We start from the raw sequence: 17,245 nt of genomic DNA, 5'->3' as shown, positions 1-17,245 counted from the left end.
CCACCACCCCGCGCTGCTCCGGCGTGGCCGCGGTCCGGGCACGCGGGTGCCGGGATCCGGGGCCCACGCGGTAGGCGGCAGGCCTCCTGCCGGCGGGTCACCCGGGAAGGCGACGTGACGGTCATTCTGCGGGTCGGGAGCCGCTGGCCTCGTGGTCATCCGTCCCCCTCTCAGGCTGTGCTTCACCCAATCCGACCCTACGCCGATGCGCTGGGTTCCGTCGGAAACCGGTTCGGACCGCATCTGCTCCGCGCATATCCTGTCGCCCATGCCCGAGGACCCTCGCACCTTCCGCCCGCGTGGGCCGTCCGGGGGACACCGTCGCGGCGGCGGAGTGCGGCGCCGCTCCCCGGGTGCCGGGGGACCACGAGGCCGTATGCCGCTGAGCCCGGAACAGCGCGAGGCCCGCAGGGCCGCTCGGGCCGGGCTGGTCCCGCCGATCAGCTTTCCGGAGCACCTGCCTGTCGTCGAGCGGCGGGAGGACATCGCCGCAGCGATCCGGGACCACCAGGTCGTCGTCATCGCGGGTGAGACCGGCTCCGGCAAGACCACCCAGCTGCCGAAGATCTGCCTCGAGCTGGGTCGCGGGCTCGACGGTGTCATCGGCCACACCCAGCCGCGCCGGATCGCGGCCAGGGCGGTCGCGGAGCGGCTCTCCGACGAGCTCGGAGTGGACCTCGGCACGACGGTGGGCTACCAGGTCCGCTTCACCGACCAGTCGAGCCGGGACACGCTCGTCAAGGTCATGACCGACGGGATTCTCCTCGCGGAGCTGCAGCGGGACCGCGAGCTGCGGCGCTACGACACGATCATCATCGACGAGGCCCACGAGCGCAGCCTCAACATCGACTTCATCCTCGGCTACCTCAAGGCGCTGCTGCCGCGTCGCCCGGACCTCAAGATCGTCATCACGTCGGCGACCATCGACCCGGAGAAGTTCGCGCAGCACTTCGCCGACCCGGTGACGGGGGAGCCGGCACCCATCATCGAAGTGTCGGGTCGGACCTATCCGGTCGAGATCCGGTACCGCCCGCTGGTGGATCCGGACCGGCCAGAGGGCGACGAGAAGGACATGATCACCGGCATCTGTGAGGCGGTCGAGGAGCTCTGGACCGAGCGGCACTCCGGGCCGAGCAGCGACATCCTGGTCTTCCTGTCAGGCGAGCGCGAGATCCGCGACGCCGCGGACGCGCTCAACGGGATGAAGCTGCCCATCACCGAAGTCGTCCCGCTCTACGCTCGGCTCTCGGCCGCGGAGCAGCATCGCGTGTTCCGGCCGCACACCGGCCGTCGGATCATCTTGGCCACCAACGTCGCCGAGACCTCGCTCACGGTCCCCGGCATCCGCTACGTCATCGACACCGGCACGGCGCGCATCTCGCGCTACAGCCAACGCACCAAGGTCCAGCGGTTGCCCATCGAGCCGGTCAGCCAGGCGTCAGCGAACCAGCGGTCCGGCCGCTGCGGTCGGGTCTCCGAGGGCATTGCCATCCGTCTCTACTCGGAGGCCGACTACGAGAGCCGGCCCGAGTTCACCGACCCGGAGATCCTGCGGACCAACCTGGCCTCCGTCATCCTCCAGATGACCTCGCTCGGGCTCGGTGACATCGGCCGGTTCCCCTTCCTCGACCCTCCGGACAGCCGGCAGGTCACCGATGGCGTCCGCCTCCTCGAGGAGCTGCAGGCGTTCGCGCCCGAGGACGACGGCCAGCCTGCGGGAAGGGGGCGGCGACGTCCGGGACGCAGGCTCACGGCATACGGCCGGACCATTGCCGCGCTGCCGATCGACCCCCGGCATGCCCGGATGGTCATCGAGGCGGACCGCCGGGGGGTGCTCCGCGAGGTCCTCGTCATCGTCGCGGCCCTCTCGATCCAGGACCCGCGCGAGCGGCCCCAGGACAAGCAGGAGCTGGCCAACGCCGCCCACAAGCGGTTCTCCGACGAGACGAGTGACTTCCTGTCCTGGCTGAAGCTCTGGGCCTACCTCAGGCAGCAGCAGCGCGACCTCAGCTCGAGCGCCTTCCGGCGCATGTGCAGGTCGGAGTTCCTCCACTACCTTCGGGTGCGCGAGTGGCAGGACCTGCACGCCCAGCTGAAGCAGACGGCCAAGCAGGCCGGGCTCGACGTGTCGCGGGGGAGCGTCCGCACCGGCGAGGGGGAGATCGACACCGACGCCGTCCACCAGGCCCTGCTCGCCGGCCTCCTGTCGCACGTGGGTGTCCGCGATGAACAGCGCCGTGAGTACCTCGGTGCCCGAGGGGCCCGTTTCGGCATCAGCCCGGGCTCGGCGCTCTTCCGCAAGCAGCCGCAGTTCGTCATGGCGGAGGAGCTCGTCGAGACGACCCGGCTCTGGGCCCGGATCACCGCTCGTATCGACCCGGCCTGGGCGGAAGAGCTCGGTGCCCACCTCGTCAAGCGGCAGTACTCCGAGCCACGATGGTCCGGCCGCCGAGGATCAGCCGTTGCCACGGAGCGAGTGACGCTCTACGGGGTGCCGCTCGTCGTGGGCCGCACCATCGGGCTGGCGAAGGTCGACCCCGAGCTGGCCCGGGACCTGTTCATCCGACACGCGCTCGTCGAGGGTGACTGGCCCACCGAGCACGCCTTCCTCCGCGACAACGCCACTCTCCTCGAGCGCATCGGCGAGCTCGAGGCGAGGACACGCCGGCGTGACCTCGTCGTCGACGACAGCGTGCTGGTCGCCTTCTACGACAAGCGGATCCCCGCAGAGGTGGTGTCCGGCCGGCACTTCGACGCGTGGTGGAAGAAGGCTCGGCGCCAGACACCGGACCTGCTCACCTTCACCGAGAACCTCCTCCTCCGGGACCGGTCAGGGGCACTGGGGGTGGAGGAGTACCCGACGACGTGGCGCCAGGGCGACCTCGACCTCGACGTCACGTACCAGTTCGACCCCGGCTCCGACCTGGACGGCGCCACCGTCCACGTCCCCGTCGACCGGCTCAACCAGGTGAGCGCCGATGGCTTCGACTGGCTGGTGCCCGGCTTCCGGGAGGAGCTCGTCACGGCGCTCATCCGGTCGTTGCCCAAGACAGTCCGCCGTCACCTCGTGCCCGCGCCCGACCACGCGCGAGCCGTGCTGCCCGAGCTCAACCCGGCGGACGGGCCCCTCGCGAGCACGCTGGCGAGGGCGCTGCGCCGCCGGGCCGGCGTCCCGGTCGAGCCCCACGACTTCGACTGGGATCGGGTCCCCGGCCACCTGCGCGTGACGTTCAGCGTCGACTCGCCCACCGGCGAGCCCGTTGCGACGGGCAAGGACCTCGAAGCCGTCCGCGAAGCCGCGACACCGCAGCTGCGCCGGCAGGTCCGGGCGGCGAGCACCGGCCTGGAACGCACCGGCCTGACGAGCTGGGACGTCGATGTCGTGCCGCAGACCTTCGAGAGCGGTTCGGGCGTCCAGGGCTATCCGGCGCTCGTGGACACGGGAGTCGCGGTCGACCTGCGGGTCCTCCCGACCAGGGCGGAGGCCGAGGCCGAGCACCGGCTCGGCGTCCGGCGTCTCCTGCTCCTGGGCATCAACCCGCCGTGGAAGCAGATCCTCGCGCGCCTGACCAATGCCCAGAAGCTCGCCCTCGGCCACAACCCGCACGGCAGTGTTCCGGCACTCCTCGACGACTGCCTCGCAGCTGCCGTCGACTCGATCAGCGAGGAGGTCGTGCACACTCCCGGGGTACGTGGAGCGGCCACGAAGCAAGGGGGCGACGCGCGCGGGAGCGAGCCCAGCGGCATACGGACTCGTGAGGACTTCGAGTGGGCGCTCTCGGCCGTGCGCACGCACACGACAGCACGCGTGGTCCAGGTCGTCGCCCTCGTCGAGCCGATCCTCGCTCGTCACCTCACCCTGACGACCCGGCTCGCCGAGCTCGATGGCTCGACGAATCCGGCGATCCGGCCGCTGGTCGCCGATGTCCGGGCCCAGCTGGCCGAGCTCATCCGTCCGGGCTTCGTCGCCGAGACGGGCATCGCGCGGCTGCCGGACCTCGACCGCTATCTCCGTGCGGCCGCGCAGCGGCTCGACAAGGCTCCCGCCAACCTCGCCCGGGACGCCCAGGCCCTCGACCAGGTCGACGTCATCGAAGGACGCTACGCGGACCTGCTGCACGCCCTCCGCCCGAGCCAGCGCGGCGCGGCGGAGATCGTGCAGATCGGCTGGATGATCGAGGAGCTGCGGGTGTCACTCTTCGCCCAGTCCCTCGGGACCGCCTACAGCGTCTCGCCGCAGCGGATCCTCAAGGCGATCGCCAAGGTCACGCCCTGACCCCGCGAGCGTGGGTGGCCGCGACACAGGGAATCATGGTGCAGCGCACCGCGTTGGACCCGGTGAACGCCCTCACGAAAGGCTTTTCCGTGCAAGACCCCACCGAGCTCTTCCAGTTTGAGACCGACGCCTCGCTGTCCGCCGAGGACGTGAACGCATCGGTGCTCGTGCTTGCTCTGGGCGGGTTCGTCGACGCCGGCCACACGCAGCGTCTGCTCACCGAGCACGTGCTGGAGGCTCACGAGTCCCGCGTCATCGCATCGTTCGACGTCGACCAGCTCCTCGACTACCGCGGCCGGCGGCCGCCCATGGTCTTCGACCGTGACCACTGGGAGAGCTACGCCGACCCGAGCCTCCTGTTGTACCGGGTGATCGACCGCGAGGGAGTGCCCTTCCTGCTCCTGGCGGGGCCCGAGCCCGACTACCAGTGGGCCCGGATGGCCGAGGCGGTCATGATCCTCATCCGCGCCCTCGAGGTGGAGCTGACCGTGAGCGTCCACGGCATCCCCATGGCCGTGCCGCACACCCGCCCGCTCGGCTTCACCACGCACGGCACGAACCCGCGACTGCTGTCCGGCAACGAGACTCCCTTCGGCACCGTGCAGGTCCCGGCCAGCTTCTCCGCCATGCTCGAGCTCCGCCTCGGTGAGGCAGGACGCGATGCCATCGGCTTCGCCGTGCACGTGCCGCACTACCTCGGCCAGAGCGAGTTCGCCGATGCCGGCCTCCTCGGGCTGCAGCGCATCATCGCCGCCACCGGACTCGACCTGGACACGACGGCGCTCGCCGCCGCCGCTGGTCGCGACCGCGCCGAGATCGCCCGCCAGATGGAGCAGTCCGACGAGATCTCGGCGGTCGTGCGAGCCCTCGAGCAGCAGTACGACACGTTCCTCGAGGGTCGTCGACACCGGAGCCTGCTCGCCACGGACCTGTCCGACCTGCCGACGGCCGACGAGATCGGCGCCGAGTTCGAGGCCTTCCTCAAGGACGTCGCCGACGAGGGCGACGACGGCGACGATGGCCGCGAGGTCGGCGGGAGGGGCGGCGAGGACGGCCCCCAGGGCTGAGCCGTCACAGGGCTGCCGCGAGCCGCTCGGGGAAGTCATCGGGGAAGCGGTGACCGAGCCCCGGGACCACGTCGAGCCTGAAGCCGCCGCTCCCCGAGCCGAGCTCCTCCGCCACGCCGACCACGTCATCGGCGAGCTCGTCGTCAGCTCCGACGATGAGGAGTGCCGGGCTGAGCTCGGTCCCCGACGCGCGTCGGGGCAGAGAGCCGGCTGATGCGGCCGGGGCCACGGCGATGACCCCGGAGACCGGGCCCGGGCTGCCGGAGAGGGCCCACTGGAGGGCGATCCGGCCGCCCGCGGAGAAGCCGGCTGCGACGGTGGGCAACGACCGGAGCTGCTCGGGCAGCAGCTGGCGGGCCTCCGCGATCTCAGCGGCCGCGCGCTCCGGGTCCGGCCACGACCGGTAGTGCGGCGACGTCCGCTGCGACGAGCGGATGGCCAGCACCGCGAAGCCGTGGTTCGTCGCCGGACGCCACGCAGCCATCGCGTCGTCGGCGTCCTCCTCGGCTCCGTGGAGCGCGACGACGACGCCCCGTGGGGCAGCGTCGGGCCGTGCCAGGCGGTCACCGCTGCGGTCCGGGTGCGCGTTGGCCTGCTCCCATTGGACGCGCGAGCGGTCGACGAGGCGGGTGAAGGGCTCGAGCGCCTGCAGGCCCGCCAAGTCGTCGTCGTCCACGAGGATTCGGGGGTCCCACCAGGCGCCGGCGGCCTGGGCGGTGGCGAGAGTGTCGAGCGCCTCGTCGTGGTCGCCCAGGGAGCCGAGCAGGCAGGCACGGAGGTGGGCCAGCTCGGCACGCCAGGGGTGCAGCTCGGCGGACGACTCGGTGATCAGGTCGATGGCCTCCCTGTGCCGGTGCTCGGCGTAGAGGCGAAAGACGCTGTCATTGAGCGTTTGGTACGTCTCGCGGGGGTTGATGGGGTCTCCTTCGGATCGGTCCGGTGGTCGGTCGGTGTTCGGTCAGGTGGTGGGGGTGGGACGGGTCACTCCTTGGCCTCGCTCCATCGGCGGATGACACTCGTCTCGGCAACGAACCGCACCTGGTCCGTGCCCGCCCACGTCTGTGACGCTCGGGCGAGAGCCTCCGCCACGGTTCGTCGCGCCTCGTCGGCGCGCGCCATCGGCACGTGGACGAGGAGCTCGTCGTGCAGGCACAGCACGATCTGCCCGCCCAGTGGGCGGACCTCGTGGCGCACCGTTGCCGCCCACGCCTTGAAGAGCTCCGCCGCGGACCCCTGGATGATCGCGTTGCGTGCGTACCGTCCCCGGGCTGCGTCGGCAGCGCCATCAGACCGTATGCCGCTGGGCGCGCTCCCGGCGGCATCCTGCTCTTGCGTGGTGGCAGGGCCGGCACGAGCCACCGGCGCCTCGAAGGGAATCAGGCGACCGCCAAACGTTCGCAGCGGCCGGCGGGCCATGCCGTCGGCGTAGGCCCGGTCGAGCAGGCTCATCGCGACCGGGTAGGCGCGTTCAAGGTCCTCGAGTGCCTCGCCCGCCGCACCGGACCGCTGGCCGTACATCGCGGCGAGCACGGCCACCTTGGCGACCGGGCGCTCGACCCCCAGCTTGGCGGCGACCGGTGCGTACAGGTCGTCGCTGCGGGTGGCCTCGGCAAAGGCCCGGTCGCCGCTGACGACCGCCAGGACCCGCGGCTCGACCTGTCCGAGGTCGGCGCGGACGAACGCGTGCCCGGGTGTGGCGCAGACGGCCGGGCGGAGCGGGGCAGGCAGGTTGTGCAGGCCGTGCTGCGCGGTCATCCGTCCAGCGGCCCCGTCGCAGGCGGTCCACGCGCCCCGGAGTCGGTCGTCCGCGCCGACGTGCTCGTCGAGCCAGCGGTAACCGTACGTCGTCGCGATCCGCTCGTCCTTGCGCCACGTCAGGAGGGCGTCGACGAGCGGGTGGGTGTGCCGGTAGGGCTCGAGGAGCCAGGCCCTCGTACTGGGCACGTCGACGCCGACTGAGGAGAGCAGGTCGCGGACCTGGGCCGGATTGCGCAGGTCGGTCCGCTCGCGCCCGGGTGCGTGACGCAACACCGCTTGGTCTCGGTGCCTGCGGATCCGCGCCGCGTCCGCGTCGTCCTGCGGTCGGGGTCCAGCCGCAGCCCCGATGAGGTCCTCGGCCGCGTCACGGTCAACGGGCAGGCCGTCGCGCTCGAGCTCCAGGCACAGCACCGCCGCGGCGGACTCGGACCACACCGTCCGGATGAGCCGCTCGGCGGTGGGTCCGGCTGTGCGCCGCATGGACTCGTCCTGCTCGCGTTGACACTCCAGGGCCAGGTGGGCGAGGGCGGCGAGGCGGGCCGTGGTCGATGCCCAGCCCTCGAGTGCGTCGGCTCGGAGCTGCCCCGTGGCTGTGAACAGGTCGTCCGAACCGGGTCCGGCCACGTCGAAGAGATCGGCCTCGAAGCCGGCCTGCAGACCGCGCCGGGGGAGCGGGACCTCCCGCGCAGGCAGTCCGCGGCAGCCGGCCACGACGTGGCCCGGTGTGGCCCACCAGCCGCCGTGGAGCAGCCGATGGGCCTCGGCGAGGTCCCACGTCCGGGGAACCTCGACGCCTGCGGCGACAACCCCGCGAAGCCCGTTTCCGGCCGACCAGACGACCCAGCGGGGGTTGACGGACTCGACCAGCCTGGCGACGTGAGACGCCACCTCGGCGAGCGGCCACGGCTCGTCGAGACCGGGCCCAGCGGCATACGCCTCGGTGGTGCCCACCACGAGCGCGACAAGGGCTGGGGCGGAAGGTCGCCCGGCCTGCTGGTCAGCCAAGGGAGCCGGCCATCCGATGGACGGCCTCGTGCAGGATCTCCGGTGACGTGGCGAAGTTGAGCCGGGCGCAGCCGCGACCACCCTCGCCGAAGCTCGGGCCCTCGGAGAGGGCGACCCGCCCATGACTGCGGAACCACGCCGCCGGGTTGTCGCCGAGGTCGAGTGCCCGGCAGTCGAGCCAGGCCAGATAGGTCGCCTCCGGCAGCTGCAGGTGCACCCTGGGCAGCTGGTCGGCGACGATCTCCGCGAGCAGCTGGCGGTTGGCGTCGAGCTCCTGGACGAGGCGCCGCACCCAGTCGCCGCCGTGGGTCCAGGCGGCGGTGTGTGCGATGACACCCAGGTGGCTCGCGCCGAAGGTGACGAACGGATGGAGACGGCCGACCGCGGCACCGGCCTCGGCCCCGGGAACGATGAGGCCGGACTTGAGGCCGGCGAGGTTCCACGCCTTCGAGGCGGACGTCACCGTGATGCCCCGCTCGGCGCCGGGGACGGTGAGGTAGGGCGTGAAGGAGCCGGGCTGGTACACCAGGGCGGCATGGATCTCGTCCGAGATGATCGTGACGCCGTGGTCGGCGGCGAGACGCGCGAGCGTCTCCAGCTCCGCCGACGTGTGCACGGTGCCGGTCGGATTGTGCGGGTTGGACAGCAGGTAGGCGGCTCGGGCGCCCCCGCTCGTGGCCCGCGCGAAAGCGTCGGCGAGGGACTCGGGGTCGAGGCGGCCGTCCGCTGTGAGCGGCGCATCGAGCGGCTTGCGCCCGATGGAGTCGATGACGGTGAAGAAGGCGTTGTAGACGGGGGAGCTCAGCACGACCGGCGCCGCCGGGTCCGTGAGAACCTCCAAAAGGCGGGCGATGCCGCTGAGGACGTCGGCGACGACGACACCCGACCCCGGGTCGACCTGCCAGTTCCACTCGGTCGCAGCGAAACTGGCGAATGCCTCGGTGTAGTCACGCGTCCAGGGATAGCCCGTGTCGCCGCGGCGCATCGCGTCCGACACGGCTTCGACCACGGCCGGGCACGGCTCACAGTCCATCTCCGCCACCCACAGTGGCAGGACGTCGCTCGGGTGCGTGCGCCACTTGAGGCTCGTGCGAGATCGCCTCAGCTCGTCCGCCGGGGCCGTGAGGATGCGGTCGGTCATGGTCACGAGCCTAGGAGAGCACACCGACGTCTCGAGGAGCCGAACAGGGGGTAAGGGCTAGGCCAGGGAAGGCCACCAACGGCCTCGTGCGCGTCACGGATCGCGTAACGTCAGCCCGGTCCGGACAGTCGACGGCAGGGCTGGGCGCCCGTGGTCGACGAGACGAACTGTGACAGGGAAGGAGCCGCGTGGGCATCTTCGGATGGGGCAAGGACGAGACGCGTGCAGCGTCGGACCGCACCGCCGCCCAAGTGCAGGAGGTTGCGAGGCACGGATCCGGCGGCAGCGCGCTCGAGCGGGCGAGAGGCGCCGACGAAGGTGGCCTGAGCGGCGCAGCCACGCGGCTCATGGAGCGGCTGCTCGACGTCGGCATCGATGGGAAGGGGCCCTTCGACTCCGCGCACGAGGTGGCCGACGATGCCTTGAAGGACGCCGGTGGCGATCCCGACCTGGCCATCCGGCTGGTCCACCGCCAGCACCGTCGCCTCGGGCTGGCCGGCGGCTTCGCCACCGGGTTCGGCGGGTTCTTCACCATGGCCGTCGCCCTCCCTGCGAACGTCGTCGAGTTCTACCTCCTCGGCACCCGGATGACGGCGGCGACGGCTCGGCTCCGCGGCTACGACATCGACCAGCCGGAGATCCGGTCTGCCGTCCTGCTCACCCTTGCGGGCGCCGACAGTGATGACCTGCTCAAGAAGGCCGGGGTCTTCGCGGCGGGCGGCAAGCTCACCGCAGTCGCGCTCGAACGGCTCCCGGCACCCGCGCTCATGGTGCTCAACAAGGCGATCGCGTTCCGCCTGCTCGGCCGCCTCGGATCAGGCATCATCGCGAAGCTGGGTCGCGCGGTTCCGGTCGTCGGCGGGCTCATCGGTGGCGGCGTCGATGCGTACATGTTGACCCGGATCGCCGGTCAGGCTCGCCGGGAGTTCCCCGCGGTGGCGACGTATGGCCGGTAAGCGCATCAAGCTCATCGCCACGGTCGCCTCGGTGGTCCGTGCATCCACCCGACCCGGCGCACCGAGCCTCACCAGCCGGGTGCAGGCGGTGCCGAGGCTCGTGCGGGCGACCGTCAGTGGTCGCTACGTCGGCACGACGCGGGGACGCCTCGCGTTGCTCGCCGGCGCGGTGGCCTACATCGTCTCGCCGGTGGACCTCGTGCCCGAGGCCGTCCTCCCGGTGCTCGGCACCGTCGACGACGCGGTCGTCATCTCGTGGGCGATCAAGACGCTGGTCGAGGAGACGGACCGGTTCCTCGCGTGGGAGGCCGGCGAAGGTCTGGGCGGCTCCTCGCGGACGATTCGAGCAGCTGTCCGTCACGAGGCCGCGGCGCCTGGCGGAACTGGACGCGCAACCACGGCTGGGAGCGGAACCGCGGACCCGGGTCACCGGGAGGCGGGCGCGACCGGAGCCGGACCTCGCCCCGACGTCGAGGCCAGGCAGGCTGCGACGAACTACGTCCTCGAGACGGTCCGCAAGAGACTGGAGCGGTGACTCCCGGCAGCATGCGGCGGACCTGCTGCGGGATGTAGTGCGGGATGTGCTGCAGCGGTCGTCCACATCCCCGGCGCGCGTCGAACGTTGTCCACAGGAGCGGGGTCGGCCGCTGTTGGGGCAGTCGTCGGACGGCCAGTGTCGGGGCATGCAGAAGATCTCAGTCTCCGGGCCGGCCGAGCTGGTCACCATCGTCCCGTTCCACCTCGGGTTCCAACCCGAGCGAAGTGTCGTCGCAATCTGCCTCCGGGACCGGGCCGTCGGTCTGGTGGCACGGATCGACGTGGTCGGAGGCCCGCATGCGGCCGAGGCAGCGGCGCAGCTGACCGAGACGATCCGGCGAGACGGCCCCACCGCGGTGGCGCTGGTCTCGTACGAGAGCCGGCCCGGAGAGGCCCGGCCCCTCGCCGCTGCACTCGGAGCGGCGCTGGGGCTCGCCGGGATCCCGGTCTCTGAAGACCTCGTGATCCGGGCTGGGCGCTGGTACTGCCTCAAGGTCGACGACTGTCCGGAGGACGGCCAGGACCTACCAGCGCCTGCCGATGTGCCTGCGGTCGCCGGCTACGTCGCCCTGGGCCGTGCTGTCCTTGCCGACCGCAAGACCATGGAGGCGCTGGTTCGACCGGCCAGGGCGGGCGCCGACGAGGCGCGGGTCGGCCTGGCCGTCGAGCGATGGCGGCGCAGCTACCATGCCGCACTGCGGCACCAATCCATGAGAAGCCTGGCAGGGGAGCGGGTGGAGCCGGATGCCGGGGGGAACCCGGGCGACCGTCCCCGGACGTGGGACGTGCTCGCGGACGAATGCTTCTCGGCGTGGGGCGCGCTGCTGGACGACGAGGAGCCGGCCGACCTTGACTCGCTGCTTCCAGCCCTGGTCGGGCCGCTGGACGACAAGAACCTGCGGGACGCCCTCATCGCCTGGCTGTGCCCGGGCTGGCTGGCCGCCGGTGACGTCGACGACCGGGTGCGGGGGCGGCTGAACGCTCTCGGCTCGCCCGTGGGCCAGCCGGGGCAGGGCGAGCAGACCCTGGCCGACCATGAGAGCGCCCCTGATGTGGACGATTTTCCGTGCGAGGACCGCCGGGTCGAGCACGCGCTCGAGGCCCTGTGCCGCGCGACGCCGACCCGGTTCGCCGCACCGGTCCTGACGATCGCGGCGTCCCACGCCTGGTGGCGAGGCGACGGCACGAAGGCGGGCATGTGCGTCGATCTCGCCCTCGCGATCGAGCCGCAGCACAAGCTGGCCCGGCTGATGCGGCTCGGTCTCGACCATGGTCTGCGGATGCCGGCCGCCTGACTCCCGGAACGCCAGTGCTGCCGGTGTTCACACCGTGGACGACGACACGGGAGACGGGGACGGAGTGACGTACAGTTGGCCCAGGTCATGAGTACCAGCGCCAAGCCCCGGCTCGCTGGTCGGCAACCCTCCGTCGCGGTGGGGTGCCCCGGGTGAGGACCTGGCCGCACCACCACTGGTGCGTGCAAGCGCGAGCACAGGGAGTCGACCTTGACGATGACTGACAGCCATCAGGCCCCGACCCGACCGACGCGCCGATGGCAGGGACGGGTCCGAAACGGCTTCGCCGCACCCGTGGCGCCGCCACGCGTGGGTGGGGCCTGGCGCACCGGGGATCCCGTGGGATCGCGCCGGTTCGCCCGGATCGGCGATGTGGCACTCGAGCGCGGAGGCACGATCGGTGACGTGACCGTTGCCTACGAGACGTGGGGCACCCTCAACGCCGCCGGTGACAACGTCGTCCTCATCGAGCACGCCCTGACGGGGGACAGCCACGTCGACGGGGACGCCGGCGAGGGCCACCCGTCACCCGGCTGGTGGCCGGGACTCATCGGCCCGGGCCGTCCCATCGACACGGACTCGTGGTTCGTCGTCGCGGCCAACGTCCTCGGCGGCTGTCAGGGCACGACAGGGCCCTCGAGCATCGCACCGGACGGGCGCGAATGGGGCGGCCGCTTCCCGTACGTGACGATTCGAGACCAGGTGGCCGTCGAGGCCCGCCTGCTCGAGCACGTCGGCGTCACGCGCCTGGCGGCCGTGGTCGGCGGGTCGATGGGCGGGATGCGGGCCATCGAGTGGGCAGTCTCCCATCCCGACCAGGTCGACCGGAGCATCGTGCTCGCCAGCACTGGCTACGCGACGGCGGACCAGATCGCCTGGTGCCAGCCGCAGCTACTCGCCATCCGGCAGGACCCCGACTTCGCCGGTGGCGACTACTACCGCACCGGCCGGTCGCCCGAGGCGGGACTCGGCCTCGCACGTCGGATCGCGCACATCACCTATCGGACCGAGTCCGAGCTCGGGGAGCGATTCGGCCGCGACGCCCAGCTGGGCGAGGACCCGCTGAGGCCCGGGGACCGGGGCCGCTTCGCGGTCGAGAGCTACCTGGACCACCACGCGGGCAAACTGGCCCAGCGGTTCGACGCCAACTCGTATGTGGTCCTCACCGAGGCGATGAACTCCCACGATGTCGGTCGGGACCGCGGAGGTGTTGCTGTCGCGCTCTCCCGAGTCAAGGCAGCTTGCACCATCGCCTCGGTGGACACCGACCGGCTCTACCCGCCGCGGCTGTCGGATGAGCTGCACGACCAGCTGCCGACGTCGGTGCGGGCGCACATCACCTCGTCCTACGGCCACGACGGATTCCTCATCGAGGACGACCAGGTGGGTGCAATCATCCGTGCGGCGCTGGCGTCGGACCGCGGCGTGGGAGAAGTCACCCCCAGCTGACCCCGACGCGCCTTCGGGGAGCCCGCCTGCACCGCCATTTTCGGGTAGCGTCCGAGCACAGACATTTCCGTCCCAAGGAGGTCCGGGCAAGTGGCCATTGTCGTTGGATACGTCGCCACCAAGGAAGGTCGCGCCGCACTGAAGCGAGCGGCCGAGGAGTGCGTGCTGCGCGGTACCAAGCTCGTCGTCATCAGTTCGCACCGAGGTGGCAGGGACTTCGATGCCGACGAGGCCGCCCGCTTCGAGAGCGAGCTGGACCGCATCAAGGGCGTTCTGCATGAGAAGGGCCTCGAGCACGAGGTGCGCCAGCTCGTCCGCGGCAACGACCCCGCCGAGGACCTGATCTCCGTTGCGGAGCAGGAGAAGGCGGACTTCATCGTCATCGGCCTGCGTCGCCGCAGCCCGGTCGGCAAGCTCATCCTCGGCTCCAACGCGCAGCGCATCCTGCTCGACGCGAGCTGCCCGGTGCTTGCCGTCAAGGCGGACTGAGCCCCTGGCGCCGCGGGGTGCGCGACGGCATGAGGGGGTCTGAGGGGGTGGGTGGGGAACTCGTTTACCCGCCGACCCCCTCGGCGTTTTATAATGTCCACTGAGCCGGATCGCACGAGGCGCACCGAGAGATCGACGGAGGAGTCGACTCCGACAGGCCAAGCACTTCCGGAGCGAATCCCCATTCTCGTTCGTTGATGATGCATGCCCGAGTGCCGGGCAGCGCAACGACGACCCCCGTGCGACCGAAAGGTGACATCCTCCGTGCCGAAGGCAACCCCAGCTGCCAGCCCCACCACGCTTCCCAAAGCATTTCAGAACGACGCGATCATGCAGCTGCTCGTCAAGGGCCGGGCCACGGGAACGGTCACTGGCTCCGAGATCGCCCAGGCGCAGGTGGCAGCCCAGCTCGACCTGAGGCAGATGAAACCGGTCCTGACGACCCTCGAGGCCAACGACATCGAGATCGTCGTGGACACCGCGGCACTGGGTACGAACACCCGCAGAGGCAGCAAGGGAGGCACTGTGGCAACCGCTCGCAAGACGACCGCCGCGGCCGCGAAGACCGCGACCCGGACCACAACCAGCAGGACGACCAAGGCGGCCAGCAAGCCCCGCTCGGCCGCGACCGGTGGGGCCAGCGACGCCAAGGCGGGCTCGGGCGAGGCCGATGGCGGCGCCAAGCCGGCCACGAAGGGCGAAGCCCCGACGAGCGCTGCCGCCAAGGGTGCCAAGGTTGCCAAGTCAGCCCCGAGGGCAACGACGAAGGCGACGACGAAGGCCACGACCGCCAAGAAGGCGGCGACCAACGCCGGGGTTGCGCAGGCGGCGGCCAGCCCGGCGAAGAAGGCGACGGCCAAGAAGGCGACGAAGTCCGCCGCTGCCAAGAGGACGGGCCAGGCAGGCCAGGGCGCGGCCGCGCAGGCCGGCGAGACCGTGTCCGAGGTCGAGGAGACCGAGGACGATGCCGAGCCGGAGGAGGCCGTCGAGAGTGAGCTCGAGGAGGTCGAGCTCACCGACGTGGAGAGCCCGGAGGAGGTCGCCGAGACCGAGTCCGAGGACGAGGACGACGAGAAGGTCGGTGCCGCAGCCGCTGCCCAGCCCAATGCCCAGGAGGCCGAGGAGGAGTCCGGCTTCGTCATCCGGGACGATGACGAGGACGACGCCCCCGCTCAGCAGGTGGTGACGGCCGGCGCCACGGCAGACCCGGTCAAGGACTACCTCAAGCAGATCGGCAAGGTGGCCCTGCTCAACGCCGAGCAGGAGGTCGAGCTCGCCAAGCGGATCGAGGCCGGCCTGTTCGCCGAGGAGAAGCTCAACTCGGGCGAGAAGCTGGACATGAAGCTCAAGCGCGAGCTCTGGTGGATCGCCCAGGACGGGAAGAAGGCGAAGAACCACCTTCTCGAGGCGAACCTGCGCCTCGTCGTGTCGCTCGCCAAGCGGTACACCGGCCGCGGCATGCTGTTCCTCGACCTCATCCAGGAGGGCAACCTCGGGTTGATCCGCGCCGTCGAGAAGTTCGACTACACCAAGGGCTACAAGTTCTCCACGTACGCGACGTGGTGGATCCGGCAGGCGATCACCCGAGCCATGGCCGACCAGGCACGGACCATCCGCATCCCGGTCCACATGGTCGAGGTCATCAACAAGCTCGCCCGCGTGCAGCGCCAGATGCTCCAGGACCTCGGTCGGGAGCCCACGCCGGAGGAGCTCGCCAAGGAGCTCGACATGACGCCCGAGAAGGTCGTCGAGGTGCAGAAGTACGGCCGAGAGCCCATCTCGCTCCACACGCCCCTCGGCGAGGACGGCGACTCGGAGTTCGGTGACCTCATCGAGGACTCCGAGGCCGTCGTGCCGGCTGACGCAGTGAGCTTCACCCTGCTCCAGGAGCAGCTGCACTCGGTGCTCGACACGCTGTCCGAACGAGAGGCGGGTGTCGTCTCGATGCGCTTCGGGCTCACCGACGGCCAGCCGAAGACTCTCGACGAGATCGGCAAGGTCTACGGCGTCACGCGTGAGCGGATCCGTCAGATCGAATCCAAGACGATGAGCAAGCTGCGCCATCCCAGCCGCAGCCAGGTGCTCCGCGACTACCTCGACTGAACCTGCAGATCTCGACGCTGGTGCGGGCCACGGGCGCTTCGCGGAGCGTGGCCCGCTCCTTCGTCGGCCAATGGACTAGCTCGCAGTGGTCGTGGAGAGCTGGCTGAGGAAGTCCTCGGCGAAACCACGGACCGCGTCCCACTCGGTGTAGACGTAGTCGCGAGTGGTGTCGGTACCCAGCTGACCAGGCTTGTCGCTGACGATCTTCTTCATCAGCCGACGCTTGAAGAAGCCGTAGTGCGTGTAGAGCAACGCACCGCCGAAGAGGGCAACCTGGGCTGGTCGCCAACCCGTCTGCTGCTCGAACTGCTCGAGGTAGCCTTCCGCTTCCTCGAGGTCGCCGTGCGCAGCAAGGCTCACCGAGAAGAAGCCGGAATGCAGGTGCTCGAGCTCCTCCCGGTTGTGCCGCACGTACTCGAGCACCTGCTTGTCGTGCTGGCCCATGTGGATCGAGGCCCCGACGATCACCCCGTCGCAGCCTTCGGGCAGGCCACGCGGGGCGCGCTTGATGTCGACGGTGGTGGCGTCGTGGCCATGCGCCCGGATGACGTCAGCCATCACGTCGGCGATCCTGGCCGTCTGCCCCTCCGTGGTCCCATAGACGATGCAGACCTTGCTCACGGCTCCTCCTTCTGGCGTTGCCGGACTCGGATCCCGGGTGGGCCTCGCAGACCCGCCCGCGTCCTCCTACGCCCACCGTCACCTGCTCAAGGGCGCGGCTGTAGGGGCGAAGGTCCCAGAGGTTTCGCCCGAGCCCTTTACCGCCACGCGGTCGCCGCTCTCGGCGCTCCGCGCCTCATCCGCGTCGGCGCAGGAACCGTCCCAACCGACCCGTCAGGTCACGCCATACCGAGACGCCCTCGGTGGGCCACAGGAAGGACTTGACCCGGGTCGTCCACGAGCGGGTCCCCGACACCTGTCGACGGATCGAGCGGATGTCCCGGTGGAGCTCCTCTGTCTCTCCCGGGGTGGTCCGCTCCGGCCGGTCGTAGCGAGCCCGTTCGAGGGTTGCCGTGACCCGACGCATCGCGGATGCATGTGTGTCGTCGAGGTGCCCGTCGGTGATGTAACGATCGCGGGCAGCCCGGAGGGTCGCTCCCGGTGGCGCGGACAGCCCGAGGTCGTCGAAGTGTGAGATCAGCGCGTCCCACTCGATCTCGACGAGGTCC

The 17,245-nt window shown here is 70.8% G+C and carries 12 protein-coding genes, 1 pseudogene and 1 riboswitch; of the genes and pseudogenes, 8 read left to right on the top strand and 5 right to left on the bottom strand.

Annotation, left to right across the window (positions count from 1 at the left end):
- Window positions 1-268: 268 nt before the first annotated feature.
- Both hrpA and ABF401_RS20225 read left to right on the top strand, forming a co-directional pair.
- On the top strand, window positions 269-4,276 hold the full coding sequence (gene hrpA, locus ABF401_RS20230; RefSeq protein WP_353511394.1) for an ATP-dependent RNA helicase HrpA: 4,008 nt from the start codon (window positions 269-271) through the stop codon (window positions 4,274-4,276).
- 89 nt (window positions 4,277-4,365) lie between these two features.
- On the top strand, window positions 4,366-5,343 hold the full coding sequence (locus ABF401_RS20225; RefSeq protein ID WP_353511393.1) for a PAC2 family protein: 978 nt from the start codon (window positions 4,366-4,368) through the stop codon (window positions 5,341-5,343).
- A 4-nt stretch (window positions 5,344-5,347) separates the two neighbouring features.
- Here the strand turns inward: ABF401_RS20225 and ABF401_RS20220 are convergent, their stop codons facing one another.
- The 3 genes from ABF401_RS20220 to ABF401_RS20210 all read right to left on the bottom strand — a co-directional run bounded on the left by ABF401_RS20220 (window position 5,348) and on the right by ABF401_RS20210 (window position 9,247).
- Complete coding sequence (locus ABF401_RS20220) at window positions 5,348-6,259, bottom strand: alpha/beta hydrolase (protein ID WP_502908298.1); 912 nt, start codon at window positions 6,257-6,259, stop codon at window positions 5,348-5,350.
- Between the two features lie 65 nt (window positions 6,260-6,324).
- Window positions 6,325-8,106: a DNA polymerase gene (locus tag ABF401_RS20215; RefSeq protein WP_353511391.1), complete on the bottom strand. Its 1,782-nt coding sequence runs from the start codon at window positions 8,104-8,106 to the stop codon at window positions 6,325-6,327.
- On the bottom strand, window positions 8,099-9,247 hold the full coding sequence (locus ABF401_RS20210; protein WP_353511390.1) for a MalY/PatB family protein: 1,149 nt from the start codon (window positions 9,245-9,247) through the stop codon (window positions 8,099-8,101). Before ABF401_RS20210 ends, ABF401_RS20215 begins: the two co-directional genes overlap by 8 nt.
- A gap of 188 nt (window positions 9,248-9,435) precedes the next feature.
- On the opposite strand from ABF401_RS20210, the gene ABF401_RS20205 reads away from it, so the two are divergent.
- From ABF401_RS20205 to ABF401_RS20180, 6 genes are all read left to right on the top strand, one after another.
- Window positions 9,436-10,203, top strand: a complete 768-nt coding sequence (locus tag ABF401_RS20205) for an EcsC family protein (protein ID WP_353511389.1) — start codon at window positions 9,436-9,438, stop codon at window positions 10,201-10,203.
- Window positions 10,193-10,738, top strand: a complete 546-nt coding sequence (locus ABF401_RS20200; RefSeq protein WP_353511388.1) for a YkvA family protein — start codon at window positions 10,193-10,195, stop codon at window positions 10,736-10,738. The genes ABF401_RS20205 and ABF401_RS20200 overlap by 11 nt, the downstream gene beginning before the upstream one ends.
- A 148-nt stretch (window positions 10,739-10,886) precedes the next feature.
- A complete protein-coding gene (locus ABF401_RS20195; protein WP_353511387.1) occupies window positions 10,887-12,035 on the top strand; it encodes a DUF4192 domain-containing protein in 1,149 nt (382 codons plus the stop codon).
- An 83-nt stretch (window positions 12,036-12,118) separates the two neighbouring features.
- Window positions 12,119-12,232, top strand: a riboswitch (SAM riboswitch).
- A gap of 19 nt (window positions 12,233-12,251) precedes the next feature.
- Window positions 12,252-13,484: a homoserine O-acetyltransferase MetX gene (gene metX / locus ABF401_RS20190; protein ID WP_353511410.1), complete on the top strand. Its 1,233-nt coding sequence runs from the start codon at window positions 12,252-12,254 to the stop codon at window positions 13,482-13,484.
- A gap of 90 nt (window positions 13,485-13,574) precedes the next feature.
- Window positions 13,575-13,973, top strand: coding sequence for a universal stress protein (locus ABF401_RS20185; protein ID WP_353511386.1), 399 nt, complete (start codon window positions 13,575-13,577; stop codon window positions 13,971-13,973).
- A 330-nt stretch (window positions 13,974-14,303) separates the two neighbouring features.
- Entirely contained in the window at window positions 14,304-16,076 is a 1,773-nt protein-coding gene (locus tag ABF401_RS20180) for an RNA polymerase sigma factor (RefSeq protein WP_353511385.1), read from the top strand.
- A gap of 75 nt (window positions 16,077-16,151) precedes the next feature.
- Here the strand turns inward: ABF401_RS20180 and ABF401_RS20175 are convergent, their stop codons facing one another.
- Window positions 16,152-16,697 carry a flavodoxin domain-containing protein gene (locus ABF401_RS20175; RefSeq protein ID WP_353511384.1) on the bottom strand — a complete coding sequence of 182 codons (546 nt, stop codon included), beginning with the start codon at window positions 16,695-16,697 and terminating at the stop codon, window positions 16,152-16,154.
- 175 nt (window positions 16,698-16,872) lie between these two features.
- Window positions 16,873-17,245: pseudogene (locus tag ABF401_RS20170) on the bottom strand (transglutaminaseTgpA domain-containing protein); the annotation flags it as partial.

Origin of the sequence: Intrasporangium sp., from assembly GCF_040414665.1 — a bacterium.
Classification (GTDB): Bacteria; Actinomycetota; Actinomycetes; order Actinomycetales; family Dermatophilaceae; genus Intrasporangium.
Note: the sequence above shows the minus strand (reverse complement) of the source record. Positions and strands in the feature narration are given on the sequence as shown.

Bases quoted from the DNA above. Each gene is read 5' to 3' on its own strand.
- hrpA (WP_353511394.1), top strand. From the start codon at position 269: ATGCCCGAGGACCCTCGCACCTTCCGCCCGCGTGGGCCGTCCGGGGGA.
- metX (WP_353511410.1), top strand. From the start codon at position 12,252: ATGACTGACAGCCATCAGGCCCCGACCCGACCGACGCGCCGATGGCAG.
- ABF401_RS20210 (WP_353511390.1), bottom strand. From the start codon at position 9,247: ATGACCGACCGCATCCTCACGGCCCCGGCGGACGAGCTGAGGCGATCT.
- ABF401_RS20180 (WP_353511385.1), top strand. From the start codon at position 14,304: ATGCAGCTGCTCGTCAAGGGCCGGGCCACGGGAACGGTCACTGGCTCC.
- ABF401_RS20200 (WP_353511388.1), top strand. From the start codon at position 10,193: ATGGCCGGTAAGCGCATCAAGCTCATCGCCACGGTCGCCTCGGTGGTC.
- ABF401_RS20195 (WP_353511387.1), top strand. From the start codon at position 10,887: ATGCAGAAGATCTCAGTCTCCGGGCCGGCCGAGCTGGTCACCATCGTC.